This is a genomic window from Streptomyces sp. NBC_01508 (assembly GCF_045040315.1).
Classification (GTDB): Bacteria; Actinomycetota; Actinomycetes; order Streptomycetales; family Streptomycetaceae; genus Streptomyces.
In genome coordinates, this window is the sequence record NZ_CP109419.1 from 1,389,808 (window position 1) to 1,411,592 (window position 21,785).

Sequence of the window (21,785 nt, forward strand, 5' to 3'; positions counted from 1 at the left end):
TCCGGGGCCGGTTGCGTGTCCGTACCGCGCCCCGGTCGCGCCTGCCGCTCAGCCGGGCCGGGCTGCCGAATGCATGAGCGGATGACACATACCCCGCTCAGCGGGGTACGTACGTTCGCATGACGCCCTCTGCCACCTACCGGCTCCAGCTCCAGCCGGACTTCCCCTTCGCCGCCGCCGCCAAGGCGGTGCCGTACGTCGCCGCGCTCGGCGTCTCGCATCTGCATCTGTCACCGGTGCTGGAGGCCGTACCGGGCTCGACCCACGGCTACGACGTCGTCGACCACTCACGCGTGCGCGCCGAGCTGGGGGGCGAGGAGGGGCTGCGCCTGCTGGCCGACCGGGCCCGCGAGTACGGGCTCGGGATCGTCCTCGACATCGTCCCCAACCACATGGCGACCGCGCCCCGGCACAACAGGGCGCTGTGGGAGGTACTGCGGGAGGGTCCGGCGTCCCCGTACGCGCGGTGGTTCGACATCGACTGGGAGGCGGGCGGCGGGAAGCTGCTGCTGCCGGTGCTGCCGGGTCCGGTGGGCGGCGAACTCGCCGAACTGCGCGTCGAGGACGGGATGCTGCACCACGGCGAACAGCGATTCCCGCTCGCCGCCGGCACGCGGGAGCTGCCGCTGCCCGCGCTCCTCGACGCCCAGCACTACCGGCCCGCCTGGTGGCGGCTGGGCCGCACCGACCTCAACTACCGCCGGTTCTTCACCATTTCGGAGCTGATCGGGGTACGGGTGGAGGACCCGGAGGTCTTCGCCGCCACCCATGCCAAGATCCTCGAACTCGTGCGGGACGGGGTCGTCGACGGTCTGCGGATCGACCATCCGGACGGGCTGGCCGACCCGGAGGAGTATCTGCGCCGCCTCAACGAGGCCACGGGCGGGGCCTGTTGGACGGTCGTGGAGAAGATCCTGACCGGTGACGAGCCGCTGCCCGCGAGCTGGCCGGTGGCCGGCACGACGGGTTACGACGCACTGCACCGCGTCGACGGGCTGTTCACCGACCCGGCCGGCGCCGACGAACTGGCGCGCCGTTTCCGGGACTTCGCGGGGCCGGCGGGCGACCGGGGCGGCTACTGGGAAGCGACCGTGCGGCGCGCGATGTACAAGGTCGTCATCGACGAACTGGCCGCCGAGACGAACGCGTTGGCCCGGATCGCGGAGCGGATCTGCGCGGCGGACGTCGCGCTGCGCGACCACGCGCCGTGGGCGCTGCGCACGGCGATCCGGGAGCTGCTGGTACGGGTGCCGGTCTACCGGCCGTACACGGTCGCGGGCGGGCCGTGCCGCAAGTCCGACGAGGCGGCGGTGCCCGAGGAGGCCGCGCGCCAGGCGAAGGCGGCGTTCGCCGTGCCCCAGGAGGCGGCGGCCGTCGACGTCGTACGGGAACTGGCGCTCGGCAGGCTCGGCGGCGGCGCCGACCGGACGGCGTTCTGCGCGCGCTTCGCCCAGACGTCGTCCGCGCTGCGCGCCAAGGCGGTGGAGGACACGGCGTTCTACCGCCACGTACCGCTGCTGTCCGCGAACGAGGTCGGCGGCGACCCGGGGCGGCCCGCGGTGAGCCCGGAGCGCTTCCACGACTACTGTGCGCGCCTGGCCCGCGACTGGCCGGCCACCGGCACCGTACTGACCACGCACGACACCAAGCGCAGCGCGGACGTACGGGCCAGGATCACCGTCCTGTCCGAGTGCCCCGACCGGTGGGACGCGCTGCTGCGCCAGTTGGCGGGCGTCGCCGCGCCGGACGCCCAACTGGCCTGGCAGGCCTGGCAGACGGCCATCGGCTTCACCCCGGCGGAGGCGCCGCCGGACGGCGCCCGGATGGAGCCGGCGCTGCTCAAGTCCGTACGGGAGGCGGGGCTGCACACCAGCTGGACGGAGCCGGAGCCGGTCTACGAACAGGCGGTACGTGACTTCGTCACGGCGGGTCCGGCGGGCCGCCCGCGCGAGGCGGTGGCCCGCCTGGCCCGCGAACTCGCCCCGTACGTAAGGGCGAACGCGCTCGGGGCGGCGCTGGTCCATCTCACGATGCCGGGTGTGCCGGACATCTACCAGCGGACGGAACGGGAGTATCTGGCCCTGGTCGACCCGGACAACCGCGAACGCTTCCGTACCGGCCCGCCGGACGAGAAGACGGTTCTCACGGTGGCGGCGCTGCGGCTGCGCCGCGAACGCCCGCACGCCTTCGGGGAGTCGTCCACGTACACGCCGCTGACGGCGACGGGTCCGGCGGCGGACCACTGCACGGCGTTCGCCCGCTCGGGCGAGGTCATCACGGCGGTCACACGGCTCTCCCTGCGCCTGGCGGCGTCGGGCGGCTGGTCGGGCACGGTGCTGGAACTCCCGGCGGGCCGCTGGACGGACGAGCTGTCCCCGGACCGCGAGTTCCCGGGCGGCCCGATCTCCCTGACGGAGCTGCTGTCGGCGAGCCCGGTGGCACTGCTGTCCCGCCAGTAGCCGCGCGGCGCGGGGAGGTCTCGTCCGGTCCTCAATCGCCGGAGGGGCTGGGTGGGTGTCCTCAATCGCCGGACGGGCTGGTTCTCCGCCCGCCCCGGCCCAGCCGCAACCGCTCGCAGCGTCGCCACGAACGCCGCCGCCATGCGGACCGCCGTCGACGTCTGCTCGGTGCGGACCGCCGTGCGGGGTACGAAGCCGGCCGTGCCGCACGCCCAGTCCGGGAACTCACGGCCGTCGACCACCGGTTCCCTCGCGCACCGCACCCACGTGCGCTCCGAGAGTTCGGCGAGACGTTCCCGACGCCGGCGGGGCGGGGACCGCACCAGCGGTGAAGCCCCCGCCCCGCGCGGTCAGTGGCCGCCAGGCACCGCCTCCGACGGCGCACCGGTCCCGGCCGGTGCCGCACCGGGCGCCGCGTCCCCCGTCTGCTCGCGCAGCCGCTCCGGGCGGACCGGCCACCACACCCGGTCGCCCAGCAGCGCCATCGCCGAGGGCAGGATCAGCGCCCGCAGCACGATCGCGTCGAAGAGCACGGCCACCGTCAGCCCCACGGCGATCTGCTTCATCTCGATGCGGTCGATGAACAGGAAGCTGAGGAACACCGAGACCATGATGACCGCCGCGCTGGTGACGACACTCGCCGAACCGGCTATGCCTTCGACCACCGCCTCCCGCGTCGGCACCCCGCGCCGCACCCGCTCCCGGATCCGGCTCACCACGAAGATCTGGTAGTCCGTCGAGAGCCCCACCAGGATCGCGAAGATCATCAGCGGGTTGCGGGAGCCGACGAATCCGGTGGAGTCGAAGCCGAGCAGCCCCTCCGCCCAGGTCCCCTGGAAGACCAGCGCGAGCGTGCCCCAGGAGACCGCCACGGCGGCCACGTTGAGCGCCACGCCCAGCAGGGCCAGGACGACGGAGCGGAAGGCCACGTACATGATGACCAGGGTGGTGAGCGAGACGAGCACGATCACCCAGGGCAGCCGCCCCTCCTGGTGGGCCGCGTAGTCCACGCCGCCGGCGATCTCGCCGGAGACCGCGGTCCGCGCGCCGTCGACCCGCCCGACCGTGGCCGGGACGAGCACGTCGCGTACGCGGTCCAGCGACCGCTTGGCCTCGGCGGAGTTCTGCGTGTACGGAACGGGCAGCCGCAGCAGTGCGGTCCGGCCGTCCTTCGACACCTCGGGCCGGGGCTCACCGTCCTGGGCGAAGAGCGGATCGCCCTGCGTCCGCGCCGCCAACTGCCGCAGTTCTTCGCGGGCTTCGCCGGCGTGCGCGCGGTCCGTCTCGACCAGGACGAGATGCGCGACGCCCCGCGAGGGGTACGCCCGCGTGAGGCTGTCGTACGCGGCGACCGAGGGCACGCTGTCCGGGAAGGTCTCCTTGCCTTCCGTACCCATGACCATGCCCAGCGCGGGCAGCGCGAGGGCCGCCGTGGCGGCGACACCGACGATCAGCGTGACGAGCGGCCTGCGCATCACCGGGCGCAGCGCGGCGGTCCACATCCGCGAGCCGTCCGCGCGCCGACGCCCGGTGACCGCGCCTGCCGTGCCTGCCGTGCCTGCCCTGCCTGCCCCACCGCCGCGCCGCGCCTTGCGGCCGTCCATGCGGGGGCCGAGCTTCGCGAGCAGCGCGGGCAGGACGGTCAGGGAGGCGGCGACGGCCACCAGGGTCGCCAGGATCGCGCCGGTGGCGATGGACGAGAAGATGACGTCGTCCACGACGTAGAGGCCGCTGAGCGCGAGGACGACGGCGAGTCCGGATTCGACGACCGCGCGCCCGGAGGTGGCGGCGGCCAGTTCCACGGCGGCGACGTGGCTGATGGTGCCGCCGGACCGCTCGCGCTCCTCCCTGGCCCGCTTGAGATAGAACAGCGAGTAGTCGACGCCGACGGCCATGCCCAGCATGAAGACGACGCTGATGACCGCGCCGCCCGCGTCGGGGAAGACCCAGGACGCCAGTCCGTAGAGCCCGATGGCCCCGGCGATCGCGGAGATCGAGAGCAGCAGCGGGATTCCGGCCGCCAGGACGGTGCCGAAGACCACGAACAGGATGATGAAGGTGATCGGCAGACTGATCATCTCGGTCCGCTGAAGGTCGGTCCCCTGCTTGTCGTTGACGCCGTTGGAGATGGACGCGCTGCCGGTCTGCCGGATCGTCAGGCCGGGGTGCGCGTCCCGTACGGCGTCGGTCTGCGCGAGCAGCGCGTCGACGTCGGTCTTGGCGGTCTCCTTGTCACCGCGCAGGGTGACGGTGACGAGCAGCGACGAGCCGTCCTTGGAGGCGACCGGGTCGGCGACGGAGACGACGGCCGGCAGCTTCTCCATCCGCCCCTCGACATCGCGTGCGGCGGCCCGCGCGGTCTTCGCGGTCTTCGCGTCGAGCACCCCCTCGCGGGAGGTGATGAGTACGTCCTCCAGGGGCGCCGGGGTGAGGCCGCCGTACTGGGCCATGGCCTCGGCGCGGCCCGCCTCGCCCACCCAGAAGTCCTCGAACTTCCCCTTGTTCGTGCCGGCGGCGGCGCCCGCGCCGACGCAGAGCACGAGGAACACCACCCATCCGACGACCGCGTGCCATGGATGCGTCGCGCACCAGCGCGCGACTTTGACGGTGATCGGTTCTCTGCCCGGCATGACGGGCACCCCCTGGTGAATCCTGATCCGCTGTTGATGATCAGGTTCGCGTCCGGGGTGTATCCGGGTCACTGGTGCTCGCCGCACAACCTGCCTGCGGTTACCCCCACCACGGGGCTGGGGAGAGTCGGTCAGTGCGCCGCGAGCCGGAAACTCAACTCGCCGAAGCTCACCATGTCGCCGTCGTGCACCACGACGGTCCCCGTCACCCGGCGCCCGTTGACCGTCGTGCCGTTGGTCGATCCGAGGTCCCGCAGGATCCACCGCCCCCCGTACATCATCAGCTCGGCGTGGAGCCGCGAGACGGTGTCGTCGCTGAGCCGCAGCCCGTTCATCGGATCGCGTCCGATACGCAGCGGAACGGGCCCCGGGTCGGGCAGCAGCAGCTTCGGCACCCGCTCGACCTGCCAGGCCCTGCGCAGCCGCCCGGAGAACGCGGACGCCCGGCCCACCGCGCCGAACAGCCGCCGCGACCAACGGCCGTCCGTGTCCAGGTCGGCCGTCAGTACCTCCAGCTCGTCGGACCTGCGCGCGGCCAGCGCCAGATCCATCCGGCGTATGAAGGTGTCGTGCGAGAGCTTGCCCTGCGCCGCGCCTTCCCTGAGCACCGCGAGCACACGGTCGCGCTCGGCGTCGGAGAGCCGAGCGGAATACGTGTGGAACTCGAACGAGGACGTCACATGACTGATTGTCGGGCCGAGTTCGCGGTGTGTCCAGAAGGGTCTTCACGCGGTGACGAAATTGGTTCGACCGGCCGCGGGCTGCTCGTTTACGGTGAGCGCCCCTTCCTGGAGGCTCACTTACATGACCGACCCCGTCTTCCGTCAACTCGGCGATTCCGAAGCTCCGCTGTTCCGTTCACTGCCCGACGCGGGGCTCGTCGGCCGCGCGATCACCGGCGTCGAGTACCGCACCGTCGCCGAGGGCGGCGACTACCGCCCCGAGTGGAGCTGGGTCGCGCTGCGCGACGGCGTCGTCGTGGCCCGCGCCGCCTGGTGGGGCGGGCCCGACGACCGGGAGCCGCTGCTGCTCAACTGGTTCGACATCGCTGAGGGCGAGGACGCGGCGGGCGCCGAACTGCTGCGCCGCGCGCCGTGGGCCGTCGAGTACGAGCTGATCGCGCCCGCCGGCTGGCGCGACGACCCGGCGGTCCGCGAGGCCGTCGAGTCCCGGACGGGCGCCGCTCGGGCCGCCGGGATGAAACCGCTGGTGGAGCGCTTCCACTACCGGTGGACGCCCGAGCTGGGGCTGCCGGAGCGGCCGGGCCGGCTGGAGTTCCGCCCCGAGCCGGACGACGACGTGATCTTCGACGTGCTGCGCCGCGTCCACTCGGTGACGCTCGACGCGCACGCGCTGCGCACGACCGCCGAGTCGGGCCTGGACCGGGCCGCCCAGGAGGAGCTGGACTTCTTCCGCTGGTGCCCGTCGCCGCGTGAGTGGTGGCAGTTGGCGTACGACCCGGCCGGCGAGCTCGTCGGCATCCAGGTACCCGCGCACAACCCGTCGGGGCCGTGCGTCGGCTTCATCGGGGTCGTACCGGAGAAACGTGGCCACGGGTACGCGTACGACCTGCTGACCGAGTGCACGCACGTGCTGACGGAGAACGGGGCGGCGTTCGTCGCGGGGGCGACGGACCAGGGGAACGTCCCGATGGCCGCGCATTTCGCGCGGGCGGGCTATCCGGTGGTCCAGGAGCGGATCTATCTGGTGTCCGACCCGACCTGATCTGTCCGGACCTGACTGGATGCGGTCGTGTCGCGCGAATCGGCGCGATCACCGGGCCTCCTGCCCGCACTCTTGTCACCATGTGGGTGAAGAGTGCCGATGACAGCCGATGACAGAGGGAGACCACCCGTGCGGTTCGAGGTCTGGGCGCCACTGGCGCGGGAGCGGGTCACGCTCCAGCTGGCAGACGCGGCCGGCCACGGCGCCGTCGCCCACGCAATGGCGCGCGACCCGCTCCGCGAGGGCTGGTGGACCGCCGACGTACCCGCGTCGGACGGCGCGCGCTACGGCTTCGCGCTGGACGACGGCCCCGCGCTGCCCGATCCCCGCTCCCGCCGCCAGCCGGACGGACCCGACGGGCTGAGCGCGGTCGTCGACCAGGACGCGTACGAGTGGTCCACGCCGTGGCTCGGCCGTCCGCTGCCCGGCTCGGTCCTCTACGAGCTGCACATCGGCACCTTCACCGACGAGGGCACCCTGGACGCCGCGGCGGCCCGTCTCACCCCGCTGGCCGCGCTGGGCATCACGCACATCGAGCTGATGCCGGTGTGCCCCTTCCCGGGGACACACGGCTGGGGGTACGAGGGCGTGTCGCTGTGGGCGGTCCACGAGCCGTACGGCGGCCCCGAGGCGCTGAAGCGTTTCGTCGACACGGCGCACGGGCTGGGCCTGGGTGTCGTGCTCGACGTCGTGCACAACCACCTGGGTCCGTCCGGCAACTACCTGCCGGTGTTCGGCCCGTACTTCACCGACACGCACCACACCCCCTGGGGCTCCGCCGTCAACCTCGACGCCCCCGGCTCGGACGAGGTCCGCGCGTATCTGCTGCACAGCGCGCTCGGCTGGCTGCGTGACTACCGCCTCGACGGGCTGCGGCTCGACGCGGTGCACGCCCTCGCCGACACGCGCGCCCTCACCTTCCTCGAAGAGCTGTCGACCGCCGTCGACGGGCTCTCCGCCGAGCTGGCGAGGCCGCTGTTCCTGATCGCCGAGTCCGATCTGAACGATCCGCGGACGACCACGCCGCGCCCGCGGGGCGGCCTCGGGCTGCACGCCCAGTGGAACGACGACTTCCACCACGCGCTGCACGCCGCGCTCACCGGCGAATCGCGGGGCTACTACGCCGACTTCGCGGCCGAGCCGGTCGCCGCGCTGGCCAAGACCCTGACCCGGGCCTTCTTCCACGACGGTACGTATTCGAGTTTCCGGGGGCGGACGCACGGCCGCCCCGTCGACCCCGCCAGGACCCCCGCGCACCGCTTCCTCGGCTACGCCCAGACCCACGACCAGATCGGCAACCGCGCGCTCGGCGACCGGCTGTCGGCGACCCTGTCCCCCGGTCTGCTGGCCTGCGCCGCCACGCTCGTGCTGACCGGACCGTTCACGCCGATGCTCTTCATGGGGGAGGAGTGGGGCGCCCGGACACCCTGGCAGTTCTTCACCGACCACCCGGACCCGGAGCTGGCCGAGGCCGTACGCAACGGCAGGCGGCGGGAGTTCGCGGCGCACGGCTGGGCGGCGGAGTCCATCCCCGACCCGCAGGACCCGGCGACACGCGACCGCTCGTGCCTGGACCGGACGGAGGCCGCCCGCGAGCCGCACGCCCGGCTGCTGGCCTGGCACCGCGACCTGATCGCGCTGCGCCACAGCCACCCGGACCTGTCGGACCCGGACCTGGCGACGGTGCGGGTGGCGTACGACGAGGGGGCGCGCCGGCTGGCGTACCGGCGCGGCGATCTGCGGATCGCCCTGAACCTGTCCGCGCGGCCGGCCGAGATCCCGCTGGGCGGCGGCCGGGGCGGCCAGGTGCTGATGGCCTGGGAGCCGGTGGAGCCGCCCGGCCCCGACGGGGTGCTGCGGCTGCCGCCGGAGTCGTGCGCGGTACTGGCGGGCGGCTGAACCGGTGCCTGACCGGGCGGCTGACCGGGCGCCCGCGTCCGAAGGGGAATCTGCGGTGAGCGAAACCACCTGGCGGTGCGCGCTCGAACGTCTAGCGTCCTGGTCATGAAGCAGCGAAATCTCGGCAGGACAGGGCTCCGTGTCAGCGAACTGTGCCTCGGCACGATGACTTTCACGAAGGACGACGAGCCGGGCGCGCACCGTATCCTCGACACCTTCACGGAGGCCGGCGGCACCTTCCTGGACACGGCGGACGCGTACGGCCGGGGCGTCTCGGAGGAAGTTCTCGGCGGCTGGCTGAAGGGGCGCGACCGCGACGGGCTCGTCATCGCGACGAAGGTGGCCCTCCCCATGGGTGAGGGCGCCAACGAGGCCGGCCTGAGCCGTAAGCACATCATCGCGTCGGTGGAGGCGAGCCTGCGGCGGCTCGGCACCGACTACATCGACCTCTACCAGACGCATGTCTGGGACTACAAGACACCGATCGAGGAGACCCTCGGCACGCTCGACACCCTCGTGAAGGCGGGGAAGGTCCGCTACCTGGGCGCGAGCAACGTCTCACCCGGTCAGCTCCAGCGGGCGCTGGACGTGGCCGACCGGCGGGGCTGGGAACCGTACGTCTGCCTCCAGCCGATCTACAACCTGCTCGCCCGCGAGGTGGAGTGGGAGCTGCTGCCGCTGAGCGAGGCGGCGGGCGTCGGCGTCATCCCGTACAGCCCGCTCCAGGGCGGCTGGCTGACCGGCAAGTACCAGCGCGGCATGACGTCGGTCCCGCCCGGCAGCCGCGAGTCGCACGGCGACGGCGAGAGCTGGCGGGGCCGGGACAACGAGGAGACCTGGCGGGTCGTGGAGGCGGTCCGGGCGATCGCCACCGAGGCGCAACGCACCCCCTCCCAGGTGGCCCTGCGCTGGCTGCTGGACCGCCCGGGGGTCACGGCCCCGATCATCGGCGCGCGGACGCACGACCAGCTGACGGACAATCTGGGCGCGGTGGGCTGGGAATTGACGGACGGTCAGAGGATCCGCCTGGACGAGGCGAGCGCGAAGCCGCTGCCGTATCCGTACAACCTGCTGGCGCGCTTCACCGACTGAGGGTCGTCCTGGCGTCGGGAGCGCACCCGCACTGCCACGGGATCTGTTCCGGCACAGCCGATGAGCGGACGACCCCTACGAAGTTGCGGGTGACAATCCGCGTCGCCGCGGTGAGGAAAGGTGGGGTCGTCATGAGTGAGAACATCGAGCTGGGCCGGCGGATTCTCCGCGAGATCGAACAAGATCATCAGTGGCGGGAGGAGAACCCTCGCCTGTTCTTCGCGGAGCTGTGCGAAGACTTGTGGCGTACCACTCCCGACGACGAAGCCCTGGAGGTCTTCGGAATCAGGGCCAGGAACGCCCCCTGGTGGGCTTCGGATGTCGTCAACTGCGTGGAGGGTGTGGTGATCGACAGGCCCGAGTGGGCTGCCCGCACGCTGCGGAGCAGCGCCGATCTATGGTTCGGTGCCCCGGCGTCGGACACACCTGAGCCGTATCTCGACTGGCTTGCCGAACGTACGGTGGAGCTGCGCGGCGAGCTCGATGCGGCGGCACGCGAAGGGCGCGAAGAACGCGAAGAACGCGGAGGACTTGCCTGAAGCCGGCAGGCAAGTCCGCCTCCCCCGCACTCGACCTCCCCGCCCGGATGCGGACACTCTCCCCGACCGCCGAAGCCCGCCGCCGGCAGCCCAAGCGCCTCCGCCGGCTCGGGGGGTGTTCCGGGCGGTGTGCGGCACGATGGGTCCCGACCTGCCCGCCGACCCCTGGGAGTACGACGATGACCACCCCGCCGACGGCCACGGCCACGACCACGACCGACCGGAACGGCGCAGAGTCGTGATGCTCACGCGGGCCGTCGCCGAAGGAGTCGCCCGGGGCGATGTCACGCTCGCGTTCCGCCGCTGGGCGACCAGCCGCGTCTCCCCCGGCGGTACGTTCCTCTCCGTCGCCGGGGTGATCGTCATCGGCGCCGTCGAGCCGATCGATCCGGCGACGATCACCGACGACGACGCCCGCGCCGCCGGGGCGAGCGGTGTCGAGGACGTCCTGGCGGCGCTGCGCGGCACCGCAGGTGACCCGGTCTTCCGGATCACCCTGTCCTACGGCGGCCCGGACCCCCGCGACGCGATCGCCGCCGACACCGCCCTCACGTCCGACGACGTCGCGCGGATCGGCGGGGCGCTGGACCGGCTCGACGCGCGCAGCACGCGGGGCGCGTGGACGCGCGAGACGCTGCGGCTGATCGAGAGCAGTCCGGGCACGCGGGCCGTGGATCTCGCGCGGTCCCTCGGCGTCGAGAAGGACACGCTCAAGCGCGACGTCCGCAAGCTGAAGACCCTCGGCCTCACGCTCAGCCTCGACACCGGCTACGCGCTCTCACCTCGGGGGGCGGCCTGGCTGCGCACGCTCTAGGGTGCCGGGGGCCTGGAGCCGGGTGCCGGTCAGTCCTCGTCCGGGCGCGACGGCGCGACCAGTCGCTCCAGCAGTTCCTGGAAGTCGTCACCGACGACGATGCGCAGCCCGCCCGCCTCGACGTTCCCCTCGTCCTTGTCGCTGAGCTGGGTCAGCGTGCCGTCGCGCCACCAGTAGACGTACGGGCTGATCGCACCCGGCGTGTCCTCGAAGCCGGAGGCGGCGAACGACGCCATCGCGTTCAGCGACGGGATGACGGTCGCGTCCCGTATGACATGGAACGCCACCTGGTGCCGGAACGGGAACGCCACCAGCGCGCCGTCCGTGCCGAGTTGGCGCCCGGTGACCTGCTGTACGAGGCTGTCAAGGGCCAGCACGCGGCTCGCGGTGTAGAACGAGTCGCCCATGACGACCTCGAACCGCATCCCCTTCGCGTCCTTGACCGTCTCCCGCCCCTCGACAGGCAGTTGACGCAGATTGCCGAGCGCCTGCGCCCGCAACTCAGGCAGCGTGCCCAGCGGTTCGAGCGCCTCGTCGGTGAGCATCATGACGCTCTCGGGGAGGTCGAGGGCAAGGATCTCGTACAGTCCGGGGGCCACGGAACGCGCGTACGCGAACGCCTGCGCGTCGAGGCTGTCGCCGCTGATCACCCGTGGATAGAGCTGGGCGCGGATCTGCGCGGGCGACAGGGTGTCGAGGGCCGAGGGACCGTCCATGGTCCGCAGCACCATCCCGGCGTGCTGCCGGACGAGTTCGCCCCAGACACGGGCGCCCCGGTCGTCGTTGTGACAGACGGCCGCGAGGTTGGCGAGCCCGAACTGGCGGCCCGCGCTGTCGGTCACCATGTCCGAGTAGACGGTGACCTCCAGGCCCCGCTCGGCGAACGCCTCGCGGACCTGGCTGCGGAAGAGCGCGGCCTCGTCGGTCGAGAAGAAAGAGAATTCGGGGTCGCGAGGCATCTCGCGTCCGTCTCGTCTCGGCCCCCGCCTGAACAACCCCACGTCGCCCGCCTCCCCATGATCCCGCTCGGCTACGCGCCCCGGCCCCTGGTCCCCGCCGTGATCGTCGATGTCCGTCGAACGTTCGATGGTAGGCCCTGACGGGCGGCCGATGTCCGGTCGGGGGGCGTACGGTGCGGGTCAGCCGGGCCCGACGACGACCGGAACGACCAGGTCCGCGCGGTGCCTGCCCCGTGCCACCAGTCGCGCGTTGGCCTCGTCGGAGTCCCTGACCCAGCGCTCCGCGTAGGGATGCTCCTTCCCGAAGCGCACATGCCGCTCCACCAGTCGCCGTACGCGCACCACGGGGTCCAGCTCCAGGAACCACGCCTCGTCGATGAACGTGCGGACCGGCGCCCAGTCGCCGCCGTCGTGCAGCAGGTAGTTGCCCTCGGTGATGACCAGCGGAACGTCCGGCGCGACCGGGATGCTGCCCGCCACGGCCTCCTCAAGCGCCCGGTCGAACGCCGGCGCGTAGACGACGACCCCCGGCACGGGCGCCCGCAGCCGGGCGAGCAGCGCGGCGTACCCGACGGCGTCGAAGGTGTCGGGCGCGCCCTTGCGCTCGGCGCGGCCCAGCCGGCGCAGCTCGGCCCGGGCGAGATGGAAGCCGTCCATCGGAACGAGCACGGCGCTCCCGCCGAGCGCCGCGACGAGTTGGGCGGCGAGGGTGGACTTCCCGGCGCCGGGCGCGCCCGCGATACCGAGAACCCGGCGCCGACCGGGGGCGGCGAGCTGCCGGGCGCGACGGGTGAGTACGTCGAGCTGCTGCGCGTCCATGGGCGCAGTGTCCCATCCGCACGGGCGCGTTCTCGGGGCCGGCCGGGTTCTGTCCTCAGACGCCGGACGGGCTACGTGCTCTGTCCTCGAACGCCGGACGGGCTGATGGTGGGCGGACCCGGTCCATCCGCCTTGCCCAGCACCGGTCATACGCATAACGTGCCCGCATGCCACACATCGCCCTGGTCACCCTCGTCGTACACGACTACGACGAGGCCATCGGCTTCTACACCCAGTCCCTCGGCTTCGAGCTGGTCGAGGACACCGACCTGGGCGACGGCGCCCGCTGGGTGGTCGTACGGCCGGGCGGCGGCGACGGCGGGCTCCTGCTGGCCCGCGCGTCCGACGACGCCCAGCGGGCGAGCGTCGGCGCGCAGACGGGCGGCCGGGTGGGCTTCTTCCTGCACACGGACGACTTCGCGCGGGACCGTGCCCGGATGGTGGCGGCGGGGGTGCGCTTCCTGGAGGAGCCCCGGCACGAGCGGTACGGCTCGGTGGCGGTCTTCGAGGACCTGTACGGCAATCGCTGGGACCTCCTCCAACCGGCGACGGGCTGACCCCGAAAACCAAGCCCGCCCGGCGATCGAGGGCACGGGACCGGCACCGTCGAGCCCGTCCGGCGATTGAGGGCACACCGCCCACCGGGCGGACCCGGTCGGTCCGGCGCCCGCCCTCAGTTCCCCGGCATCGGGAAGGCCACCGGGCTACGCCTCCCGTCGCGGTTGACCGCGCGTACGCCGAAGAACACGTTGTCCTTCGACAGGTCCACCGTGTGCGTGGTCTTGAGGCCCACCTTGATCACATGCGTCCACTCCGGCTCCGTCGTCTCGCGCCACACCACCTCGTAGCCCGCCAGGTCCGGCTCCGTGCCCAACGCCCATTTCAGTTCGGTGTCGTTGGTGAGGTTGCTCGTGACGATCCGGGCCTCGCGCGGTGTGCCCGGTGCCTGCGCCAGGGTCCACAGCACCGCGCCGTTCACCCGCGTCACACGGGCGATGTAGTCGAAGTCGCAGAACTCGGGCAGGTCGCCGTACTGCTTGCCGTCCTCCACCCGTACGTCCTGGTGCTGGTGCGCGAAGTCCTCGGCGGGTTCGGTGAACCGGGCCGCCGGATAGCCCTGTTCGAGGAACGGGATGTGGTCGCCGCCGCGCAGATAGCGGTCGCGCCGGTAGACCACGCGCACGTTCATGCCCGTCGCGTCGTTGTCCCCGACGTCGCTGACGAAGCGGGCGAGCTGCCGGGTCGCCGAGTCGTTCTCGCCGCCCACCGAGCGGCGGGTGTTGGCCTGTGCCGGGGTCTCGGACGTCGGGACACCCTCCGCGAAGAGCCGCACCGTGTACGGGTCCCGGGTGCCGTCGTCGGCGCGCGAGCTGCCGATGATGTCATTGGTGAACATGCCCTGGACATCCGTGCCCGCCGCCTTGAACCGCGTGGCGGCGTACCGCGATCCGTACAGCCCCTGCTCCTCCCCCGCGACCGCGGCGAACACGATCGTCGCCGCCGGACGCCGCTTCGCCATCACCCGTGCCAGCTCCATCACGAGCGCGACACCTGACGCGTCGTCATCGGCGCCGGGCGCGTCGCTGGTCGCGTCCATGACGTCGGTGACGCGCGAGTCGTAGTGCCCGGCGACGACGTACACGCGGTCCGGCGCCACCGAACCCCGAAGCGTGGCAACGACGTTGGTGATCCGCGTCGCCACCGGGATCCGCGAGGCGGGCTCCTGGATGTACGACTGGAGCTCGGCGGTCATCCGGCCGCCGGACACCGCCGCGTACTTCTTCATCTCGGCCAGGATCCAGTCACGCGCCGCGCCGATTCCGCGCTCGGGGTCGTCCTGGACCGACAGCGTGTGCCGGGTCCCGAAGGCGGCGAGCCGCCGTACGGTCGCCTCGATACGGTCCGCGTCGATCTCCTTGAGCAGCTTGCGCAACTCCCGGTCGGGCGCCTGGGTGGTGGCGGCCCCGCCGCCGGGCGCGGCGACCGCCTGCCCGGCGGAGGCGATCAGGGGGACGCCGGCGACGGCGGCGGTCGCGGCGGCCGAGGTGAGTACGGTCCTTCTACGCGGGCTGCGCGGTCCACTCGGCGTTCCAGCGGGCTGCTCGGGCATGGAAGTTCCTTTCCAGAGCGATGATCCGGCGCTTCATCGTCATGGACAGGCCAATCCCGCACAAGAGGCTCGCTCAGCGGGGTGATCGGCCCAGATCGCAAACCCGTACGCCAAGTCAGCACACGTACGCGGCGACCGGAGCCTGACCTGCTGACGGGACGGGGACGGGCTGGTCCGGTCGGGTCCGGTCCGGTCCGGTCCGTCCTACCGGAACCGGTCCTGGACACCTGCCCAGCCGGCGGGGTACCGGCCTCACGCGGCCAGGTACCGTAGGGCGTACCAATCTCGTGCACCTCCCTGCGGGCTGCGTGACACCCGAAGGAACTGGTGAAGGAAGCCCATGACGACCAACCGAGGACGCAAGGACGTCATCCGTGACCGGATGAACGCCACCGGCGAGTCGTACAACGTCGCCGCCCGCAACCTCAAGGCCATGAAGGACATGGGCGCCACCCGCGATGCCGCCCTCGTGCAGCGTTGGTCGCCAGCCGAGAGCTTTGATGTGCCCTGCCCGTGCGGTGGGACCTGCGAACCGGGCGACACCTGCGGTCACTGCCACGCGCGGCACCGCCATGTGAAGCGCTACCCGGGGAGCACCACCGAGGTCGAGACCTGGGCCGACCGCTACGAGTGCACCGGCTGCTCCTCCTCGTACACCCTGACCGTGCACCTGGCCGGGCGGCCCTGGGGCGTCGCCGAGACCGTGGTGGTCGGCGGGTCGGCGGAGGAAGTCGTGCGGGCGCGGGTGCTCCCCGGCGTGATCCATCCGCTGCTGCGCTCGGAGACGCCGAGGGCGGCCACCGAAGGCAAGTGATCACGCCGGGTGCCGGGTGGCCGCCGAAACCGCGTCGGCCGTCAGGCGCTCGTCTCGTCGGGGGTCAGTCGCAGGGAGATCGAGTTGACGCAGTAGCGCTGGTCGGTCGGCGTCCCGTAGCCCTCGCCCTCGAAGACGTGGCCCAGGTGCGACCCGCAGCGCGAGCAGCGGACCTCGACGCGGACCATGCCCATCGTGCGGTCCTCGATCAGCTCGACCGCGTCGCTGTCCTTCGGGTCGTAGAACGACGGCCAGCCGCAGTGCGACTCGAACTTCGTGTCGGAGCGGAACAGCTCCGCGCCGCACGCGCGACAGGAGTAGACGCCGGTCGTCTTGGTGTCCGTGTACTCACCGACGAAGGCGGGCTCGGTCCCTGCCTCGCGCAGCACCGCGTACTCGGCCGGGGACAGCTCCTCGCGCCACTGCTCGTCGGGCTTGTCGATGTCGTACGCCATGACTTTCCTCTCCAGGGCCTCAGTGGGACAGGCGGGCCAGGATCTCCGGACCGAGGTCCGTGACGTCACCCGCCCCCATGGTGAGAACGAGATCACCGGCCTTCGCCATTCCCGCCACCGCCTCGGGTACCGCGCCCTTGTCCGATACGGCCCTGACGTCCGCGCCGGCCGCCTGCGCCGCCTCGATGATCAGCGCGCTGGTGATGCCGGGGATCGGGTCCTCGCGGGCCGGATAGATGTCCAGGACCACGGACGCGTCGGCGAGGGCGAGGGCCTGGCCCATCTCCGTAGCCAGCTCCTGCGTGCGCGAGAAGAGGTGCGGCTGGAAGACGACGAGGAGCCGGGAGCCGGGGGCGGCGGCGGCGCGCATCGCCTCCAGGTCGGCGGTCATCTCGGTGGGGTGGTGCGCGTAGGAGTCGATGACCTGCACGCCGTTCGCCTCGCCCTTGAGCTGGAGGCGGCGCTTGACGCCGGTGTACTTGCCGAGCGCGGAGGCGAGGTTGTGCGCCGGGATGCCGAGCGCGACGCCCGCCGCGAGGGCGGCCACGGCGTTGTGGGCGTAGTGGCGGCCGGGGACGGAGACGGTGAAGGTCAGGAAACGGCCGGCGAGGACGACGGTGACCTCGCTGGTCAGCCCGCGTGCGGTGACCTTGTGGACGCGTACGTCGGCGTCCGCCGCCTCGCCGTACGTCACGACCTTGATCGTGGACAGGTCGCGGACCTTCGCGGTCAGCTCGACCGCGCCGGGCTGGTCGGCGGCGATCACCAGCGTGCCGCCGGGGACGATCTTGCCGACGAACGTCTCGAAGGACTCGTAGATCTCGTCCATGGAGGCGTAGTTGGCGTGGTGGTCCAGTTCGACGTTGAGAACGATGGCGACCTCGGGGTCGTACTTCTGGAAGCTGCGGTCGCTTTCATCCGCCTCGGCGACGAAGATCTTCCCGTCGCCGTGGCGGGCGTTGGTGCCGGGGCCCTCCAGGTCGCCGCCGATGGCGTACGACGGGTCGAGGCCCAGCTCCGTGAGGGCGACGGCCAGCATGGAGGTCGTCGTCGTCTTGCCGTGCGTGCCCGCGACGGCGATGGGCCGCAGGCCGCCGCCCATCAGGGCGGCGAGCGCGTCGGAGCGGTGCACGACCGGGACGGACAGCTCGGCGGCCCGGACCAGCTCGGGGTTGTCCGCGCGGATCGCGCTGGAGACGACCACGCACGACGCGTCGTCGGCGAGGTGGTCCGCCGCGTGGCCGATGTGGACCGTGGCGCCGAGGGCGCGCAGGGCCTCGGCGGTGCCGGACTCCTTCGAGTCGCTGCCCGCGACCTTGGCGCCGCGCTGGGTGAGGATCTTGGCGATACCCGACATTCCGGCGCCGCCGATGCCGATGAAGTGCGGCCGTTCCATGGCGGTGGGGATGCCGGGTGCCATACGTGTTCTCCCAGGGTGGTGCGTGCTGTGCCGAAAGGCGCACGTGCGCCGTCGGCGGTGGCCTCCCAGCCTATTCGCTTCCGCCCGTCCCTTTGGCCTGCCCGTCCGCGGCCTCGCCGTCCGCACCGTCCGCGCTGTCCGGGCTGTGCGCGAAGAGCTTGAGCACCGGGACGCCGACCTTGTGGCGTGCGCGCGAGGCCCAGTCTCTGTGGAAGAACTCCTCCACGTAGTGGGGCTCGGTCAGCACGATGACCTCGTCGGCGGCCGACTGCTCGACGACGGACTTGAGGTGGTCCAGCGGGTGCTTCTCGACCACCAGGCCGGTGGCCTCCCGGCCCGCCGCCCGCAGGGCGGCCGTCGACGCCGCCAGGGCCAGCTCGGCGGGGCCACGGGCCTCGGCGCCCTCCAGGACGTCGCCCTCGCGGCCGGCTTCCCTCAGCTCCCCGTACGCGAGGTCGTCGATGGCGCGCAGCAGCGCGTCCGCCTGGTCGCCGCGGGGCTGCATGAGCACGACGAAGGTGACGTCCTCGTCACCGTGGAGCGTGGTGACGAAGTCGACGTCCTCGGACGACAGGGGCTTCTCGATCATCAATACGCTTGTGAACACGACAGGCGCCCTTCGTCGTTCAGGGGCCGGTGAGGCCCGCTGCGGAAACCATCCTTCCCCGTGTCCGCACGGGGTCTGCGTGAGTAAGTGTGCCCAGCGGAAGCTAACCGGAACGGCAAATTCCGCCCAATGTCAGTTCCGACGGTAGCGGGTGAAAAGGAACCCAGCCTCCTCCAGTACGGCCGCCAAAGCGAAGCGTTCGGGGTCGGCGAGTCGCTGCCCGCCGGCGATGCGCTGGGCGTCGCCGACCGCGAGGAGAGGGGAGACCGTGAGGCAGAGTTCGTCCAGCACCCCGGCCGCCACGAACTGGCCGAGCAGCCGGGGGCCGCCCTCGGTGAGCTGCCGCACCAGGCCCAGCTCCGCCAGCTCCGCGACCGCGCGGGCGGGCTCGACGCCCGGCCCGTCCCCGCCCCCGGCGACGAGCACCCGCGCGCCCGCCTTCTCGGCGGCGCGGATCCGGTCGGGGGGCGCGGCGGTGCCGGTCAGGATCAGGGTCTGGACGAGGGGCGAGGCGAAAAGCGGAAGCGAGAAGTCCAGGTTCAGGCTCCCGCTCACAACGGCGATGGCCGGCGCGGGCGCCTGCCCGGCGGCGGCACGGCGCGCGGCGAAGGCGTCCCGGGCGCGGGCGGGCCGGTAACCCTCCAGGCGAACCGTTTCAGCACCGACCAGGACGACATCCGCGAGCCCCCGCAGGGTGCCGAAGATCCGCATGTCGGCGTCGGACGAGATGGCCTGCGAACGCCCGTCGTGCTGGGCGGCGCCGTCCAGGGTGGAGACCATGTTGGCGCGCAGCCAGTGCCCTTCGGCGCGCTCGGGATAGGCGTACGCGTCGGCCAGATCGTCCAAGGCCCACTCATGGTCTGGCGTCGGCTCGGACGGCACGGGGAACAGGCGTCGCATGGCGGCAGTCTGACACGGCGCACGCCGGGGCGCCGCCCACATATCCGGGCCCCGCGTTGCCCCGAACTGACGTACGTGGGGGTTCCTCGGGGCGGCATCGGCGGGCCGCCCGGCGCATCGCCCGACGCCGGGTCGGCGGGGCAAGCCGGGAGGCCGGGCGGCGTCAGGACGTTCCCACCCCGGACGGCCCGCCCGCCCCCGGCGACGCGAGGGAAACGCGGGACGGAGGGGACGAAGGGGGGCGGACTGGGCGAGCGAGGCGACTCAGGAGAGGTCGGCGATGACCAAGCGGGCGGCGCCTCCGCCCTTCAGACACTCGTAACCGGAGTCGATGTCGCAGAGAGCCATCTCCTTCGAGACCAAGGCGTCACGGTTCATCCGGCCCTGGAGGTCCATCGAGGCGCAGAGCGAAATATCCTACTTCTGGCTTGAGGGCCCCATATAAACGCCCTGCACCTTCTGCGAGTTACCGAGCGCGCGCAACGTGTTGACGTCCACTCCGATATCACTGCCGCCGACCCCGGCCAGGTACAGGCAAACACAGGCAAACACGGCCGCGCCCCGGGCCGCAGGCCCGGGGCGCGGCGAAAGCCTCTGTCTACCTGCCGGAGATCCAGGCAACCATCGGTTTGGACGTAGCCTGGTCCCGCCCATTCGCCCCGTCGCGAAGCGACGTAGTGAAAACAAGGGTGTGACCCTCAGCGAGGTTGTAGTCACACTTGGTGGGCGGATTGTTGGCGCCATCCGCGTCGTGACACTCCCCCTGGCGACCGTAGTCCGTGGTCCACTTCAGTACGGCGCGCAACCCATCCGCACGCATATCCTGAACTGTGAAGTCGTCACCGGACGAGTAGAAACACCCCAGCGCAAACGCGAATGGAGGTCCACAGAACGTCGTCGTCTTGGCGTGGGCCGGGGTACTGACAGCAAGAACCGCAGCTATCGAAGAAATCGCCGTCACCGATGCCGTAATCACTTTTCGCATTGCCATGAATCCTCCGTGAGTGATGCCACCAAAGAGCGGCTCTCCTGCGCGTAATTTACATCGCAAGCCGCCTGCAACTTCAAGATTTGAGCCAAATTTGATCCTACGCTGCCAATTTTTCTGCCCGCCCGGAACGAGACTGTCCAAATTTGCGTGCACTCGACCGATATCCGATACCACAGGGCATTCTCGATCCGCACCGTACTCACGGACCAGCTTCAAGAGTGACCGCGAACAGCCTCAATCTCCGCAATAGCAAACAACCCCGGCGGGGCAGAACGCCTTTCGGGACAACAGGGCCCGATGCACAGCCAATCCCACCGGGAAGCCAGAACCACTCACCGTTCGTCGGCACACCTCAAGAACCGGTGTCACGGGGCACTACAGTTGAGACCTGTGCCAGCCTCTCCCGCCTTCTCCCCCGCGTCCCTTTGCGACCGCACGCCCCACGTCGCCCCCGAGCGGCTGGTCCGCGCGATGGTGCCGCCGCCGCGCTTCGACGCCGTGCGGTTCACGACGTACGTCCCCGACCCGAACCAGCCCAGCCAGGCCGAGGCCGTCACCGCACTGAGCGCCTTCGCGGCCGGACTCGACGGCGCGGCGGGCGGCGGGCGGGGACAGGGGCAGGGCAAGCGGCGCTGGTTCGGGCGGAAGCCCGGCGCCACCGCCGGTCCGCGCGGCGTGTACCTCGACGGCGGTTACGGCGTCGGCAAGACCCACCTGCTCGCCTCCCTCTGGCACGCCACCCCCGCCGCCCCCGAGCAGAAGGCCTTCGGCACCTTCGTCGAGCTGACGAACCTCGTCGGCGCGCTCGGATTCCAGCAGACCGTGCAGACGCTCGGCGGCCACCGGCTGCTCTGCGTCGACGAGTTCGAGCTGGACGACCCGGGCGACACCGTCCTCGTATCGAGCCTGCTGAGCCGGCTCGTGGAGGCGGGCGTGGCACTGGCCGCGACCTCGAACACCCTGCCCGGCAAGCTCGGTGAGGGCCGCTTCGCCGCCGCCGACTTCATGCGGGAGATCCAGGGACTGTCAGCGCGCTTCAGGCCGCTGCGTATCGACGGCGAGGACTACCGGCACCGGGGGCTGCCCGAGGCGCCTCCCCCGCTCACCACCGAGCAGGTGACGCGCGCCGCGCACGCGACGGACGCCGCCAGCCTGGACGACTTCCCCGCTCTCCTCGCACACCTCCCCACCGTGCACCCCAGCCGCTACGGCGCGCTGACGGAGGGGCTGCGGGTCGCCTGCTTCACGGACGTGGGACCGGTACCCGACCAGTCGACGGCGCTGCGCCTCGTCGTACTCGCCGACCGGTTGTACGACCGGGAGATACCGGTCCTCGCCTCCGGGCTGCCCTTCGACCGGCTTTTCGGCGAAGAGATGCTGAACGGCGGCTACCGGAAGAAGTACTTCCGCGCGATCTCCCGTCTCACCGCCCTGGCGCGCGACGCGAAGAGCCTGCTCGCCGAGTAAGTTCGGGGGCGTAACACCGTAACGATGTGCGGTACGCGAGGTGCGTCCTATCAGCTCTCGCGTGCCCGATACAGAAGGGTTTCCG

The 21,785-nt window shown here is 71.7% G+C and carries 18 protein-coding genes; 9 read left to right on the forward strand and 9 right to left on the reverse strand.

From position 1 onward, the window contains the following. The first annotated feature begins 119 nt into the window (after nucleotides 1-119). Complete coding sequence (gene treY / locus OG700_RS06320; protein ID WP_405610139.1) at nucleotides 120-2,459, forward strand: malto-oligosyltrehalose synthase; 2,340 nt, start codon at nucleotides 120-122, stop codon at nucleotides 2,457-2,459. Between the two features lie 350 nt (nucleotides 2,460-2,809). On the opposite strand, the gene OG700_RS06325 is transcribed toward treY, so the two are convergent. Beyond that, complete coding sequence (locus OG700_RS06325; RefSeq protein ID WP_405610142.1) at nucleotides 2,810-5,089, reverse strand: MMPL family transporter; 2,280 nt, start codon at nucleotides 5,087-5,089, stop codon at nucleotides 2,810-2,812. Between the two features lie 131 nt (nucleotides 5,090-5,220). After that, nucleotides 5,221-5,769: a DUF1707 and FHA domain-containing protein gene (locus OG700_RS06330; protein WP_405610145.1), complete on the reverse strand. Its 549-nt coding sequence runs from the start codon at nucleotides 5,767-5,769 to the stop codon at nucleotides 5,221-5,223. A gap of 124 nt (nucleotides 5,770-5,893) precedes the next feature. Between OG700_RS06330 and OG700_RS06335 the strand changes: the two genes are divergently transcribed. The 5 genes from OG700_RS06335 to OG700_RS06355 all read left to right on the forward strand — a co-directional run bounded on the left by OG700_RS06335 (nucleotide 5,894) and on the right by OG700_RS06355 (nucleotide 11,158). Further along, nucleotides 5,894-6,814 carry a GNAT family N-acetyltransferase gene (locus tag OG700_RS06335; RefSeq protein WP_405610148.1) on the forward strand — a complete coding sequence of 307 codons (921 nt, stop codon included), beginning with the start codon at nucleotides 5,894-5,896 and terminating at the stop codon, nucleotides 6,812-6,814. 129 nt (nucleotides 6,815-6,943) lie between these two features. Next, the gene (treZ, locus tag OG700_RS06340; RefSeq protein ID WP_405610151.1) at nucleotides 6,944-8,713 is read left to right on the forward strand and encodes a malto-oligosyltrehalose trehalohydrolase; all 1,770 of its coding nucleotides are present in this window, start codon (nucleotides 6,944-6,946) and stop codon (nucleotides 8,711-8,713) included. A gap of 105 nt (nucleotides 8,714-8,818) precedes the next feature. Further along, the gene (locus tag OG700_RS06345) at nucleotides 8,819-9,805 is read left to right on the forward strand and encodes an aldo/keto reductase (RefSeq protein WP_405610154.1); all 987 of its coding nucleotides are present in this window, start codon (nucleotides 8,819-8,821) and stop codon (nucleotides 9,803-9,805) included. 89 nt (nucleotides 9,806-9,894) lie between these two features. Beyond that, nucleotides 9,895-10,344 (forward strand): hypothetical protein, encoded by a 450-nt coding sequence (locus OG700_RS06350; protein ID WP_405610165.1) that lies wholly within the window; start codon nucleotides 9,895-9,897, stop codon nucleotides 10,342-10,344. Between the two features lie 139 nt (nucleotides 10,345-10,483). Continuing rightward, entirely contained in the window at nucleotides 10,484-11,158 is a 675-nt protein-coding gene (locus tag OG700_RS06355) for a hypothetical protein (protein WP_405610168.1), read from the forward strand. Between the two features lie 29 nt (nucleotides 11,159-11,187). Here the strand turns inward: OG700_RS06355 and OG700_RS06360 are convergent, their stop codons facing one another. Both OG700_RS06360 and OG700_RS06365 read right to left on the reverse strand, forming a co-directional pair. Then, a complete protein-coding gene (locus OG700_RS06360; protein WP_405610171.1) occupies nucleotides 11,188-12,159 on the reverse strand; it encodes a hypothetical protein in 972 nt (323 codons plus the stop codon). A gap of 138 nt (nucleotides 12,160-12,297) precedes the next feature. Beyond that, a complete protein-coding gene (locus tag OG700_RS06365; protein ID WP_405610174.1) occupies nucleotides 12,298-12,936 on the reverse strand; it encodes a nucleoside/nucleotide kinase family protein in 639 nt (212 codons plus the stop codon). Between the two features lie 167 nt (nucleotides 12,937-13,103). On the opposite strand from OG700_RS06365, the gene OG700_RS06370 reads away from it, so the two are divergent. Then, the gene (locus tag OG700_RS06370) at nucleotides 13,104-13,493 is read left to right on the forward strand and encodes a VOC family protein (protein WP_405610177.1); all 390 of its coding nucleotides are present in this window, start codon (nucleotides 13,104-13,106) and stop codon (nucleotides 13,491-13,493) included. Between the two features lie 116 nt (nucleotides 13,494-13,609). Here OG700_RS06370 and OG700_RS06375 read toward each other — a convergent pair whose 3' ends face one another. Beyond that, the gene (locus tag OG700_RS06375) at nucleotides 13,610-15,046 is read right to left on the reverse strand and encodes a M20/M25/M40 family metallo-hydrolase (RefSeq protein ID WP_405610180.1); all 1,437 of its coding nucleotides are present in this window, start codon (nucleotides 15,044-15,046) and stop codon (nucleotides 13,610-13,612) included. Nucleotides 15,047-15,386: 340 nt separating this feature from the next. On the opposite strand from OG700_RS06375, the gene OG700_RS06380 reads away from it, so the two are divergent. Further along, the gene (locus OG700_RS06380) at nucleotides 15,387-15,860 is read left to right on the forward strand and encodes a hypothetical protein (protein ID WP_405610183.1); all 474 of its coding nucleotides are present in this window, start codon (nucleotides 15,387-15,389) and stop codon (nucleotides 15,858-15,860) included. 41 nt (nucleotides 15,861-15,901) lie between these two features. On the opposite strand, the gene msrB is transcribed toward OG700_RS06380, so the two are convergent. From msrB to OG700_RS06400, 4 genes are all read right to left on the reverse strand, one after another. Further along, complete coding sequence (gene msrB, locus OG700_RS06385; protein WP_405610186.1) at nucleotides 15,902-16,315, reverse strand: peptide-methionine (R)-S-oxide reductase MsrB; 414 nt, start codon at nucleotides 16,313-16,315, stop codon at nucleotides 15,902-15,904. A 19-nt stretch (nucleotides 16,316-16,334) separates the two neighbouring features. Then, nucleotides 16,335-17,735 (reverse strand): UDP-N-acetylmuramate--L-alanine ligase, encoded by a 1,401-nt coding sequence (gene murC / locus OG700_RS06390; protein WP_405610189.1) that lies wholly within the window; start codon nucleotides 17,733-17,735, stop codon nucleotides 16,335-16,337. 70 nt (nucleotides 17,736-17,805) lie between these two features. Next, nucleotides 17,806-18,342, reverse strand: coding sequence for an indole-3-glycerol phosphate synthase (locus OG700_RS06395; RefSeq protein ID WP_405610192.1), 537 nt, complete (start codon nucleotides 18,340-18,342; stop codon nucleotides 17,806-17,808). 132 nt (nucleotides 18,343-18,474) lie between these two features. After that, entirely contained in the window at nucleotides 18,475-19,242 is a 768-nt protein-coding gene (locus OG700_RS06400; RefSeq protein ID WP_405610195.1) for a pyrimidine reductase family protein, read from the reverse strand. A gap of 1,372 nt (nucleotides 19,243-20,614) precedes the next feature. On the opposite strand from OG700_RS06400, the gene zapE reads away from it, so the two are divergent. Next, on the forward strand, nucleotides 20,615-21,700 hold the full coding sequence (gene zapE, locus OG700_RS06405; RefSeq protein WP_405610198.1) for a cell division protein ZapE: 1,086 nt from the start codon (nucleotides 20,615-20,617) through the stop codon (nucleotides 21,698-21,700). Nucleotides 21,701-21,785: the final 85 nt, after the last annotated feature.

What these genes read in the sequence shown, in the direction of transcription:
- OG700_RS06370 (WP_405610177.1), top strand. Translation starts at nt 13,104, where the DNA reads ATGCCACACATCGCCCTGGTCACCCTCGTCGTACACGACTACGACGAG.
- OG700_RS06375 (WP_405610180.1), bottom strand. Translation starts at nt 15,046, where the DNA reads ATGCCCGAGCAGCCCGCTGGAACGCCGAGTGGACCGCGCAGCCCGCGT.
- treY (WP_405610139.1), top strand. Translation starts at nt 120, where the DNA reads ATGACGCCCTCTGCCACCTACCGGCTCCAGCTCCAGCCGGACTTCCCC.
- OG700_RS06355 (WP_405610168.1), top strand. Translation starts at nt 10,484, where the DNA reads ATGGGTCCCGACCTGCCCGCCGACCCCTGGGAGTACGACGATGACCAC.
- OG700_RS06380 (WP_405610183.1), top strand. Translation starts at nt 15,387, where the DNA reads ATGACGACCAACCGAGGACGCAAGGACGTCATCCGTGACCGGATGAAC.
- msrB (WP_405610186.1), bottom strand. Translation starts at nt 16,315, where the DNA reads ATGGCGTACGACATCGACAAGCCCGACGAGCAGTGGCGCGAGGAGCTG.
- OG700_RS06335 (WP_405610148.1), top strand. Translation starts at nt 5,894, where the DNA reads ATGACCGACCCCGTCTTCCGTCAACTCGGCGATTCCGAAGCTCCGCTG.
- OG700_RS06325 (WP_405610142.1), bottom strand. Translation starts at nt 5,089, where the DNA reads ATGCCGGGCAGAGAACCGATCACCGTCAAAGTCGCGCGCTGGTGCGCG.
- OG700_RS06400 (WP_405610195.1), bottom strand. Translation starts at nt 19,242, where the DNA reads ATGCGACGCCTGTTCCCCGTGCCGTCCGAGCCGACGCCAGACCATGAG.
- OG700_RS06365 (WP_405610174.1), bottom strand. Translation starts at nt 12,936, where the DNA reads ATGGACGCGCAGCAGCTCGACGTACTCACCCGTCGCGCCCGGCAGCTC.
- OG700_RS06345 (WP_405610154.1), top strand. Translation starts at nt 8,819, where the DNA reads ATGAAGCAGCGAAATCTCGGCAGGACAGGGCTCCGTGTCAGCGAACTG.
- murC (WP_405610189.1), bottom strand. Translation starts at nt 17,735, where the DNA reads ATGGCACCCGGCATCCCCACCGCCATGGAACGGCCGCACTTCATCGGC.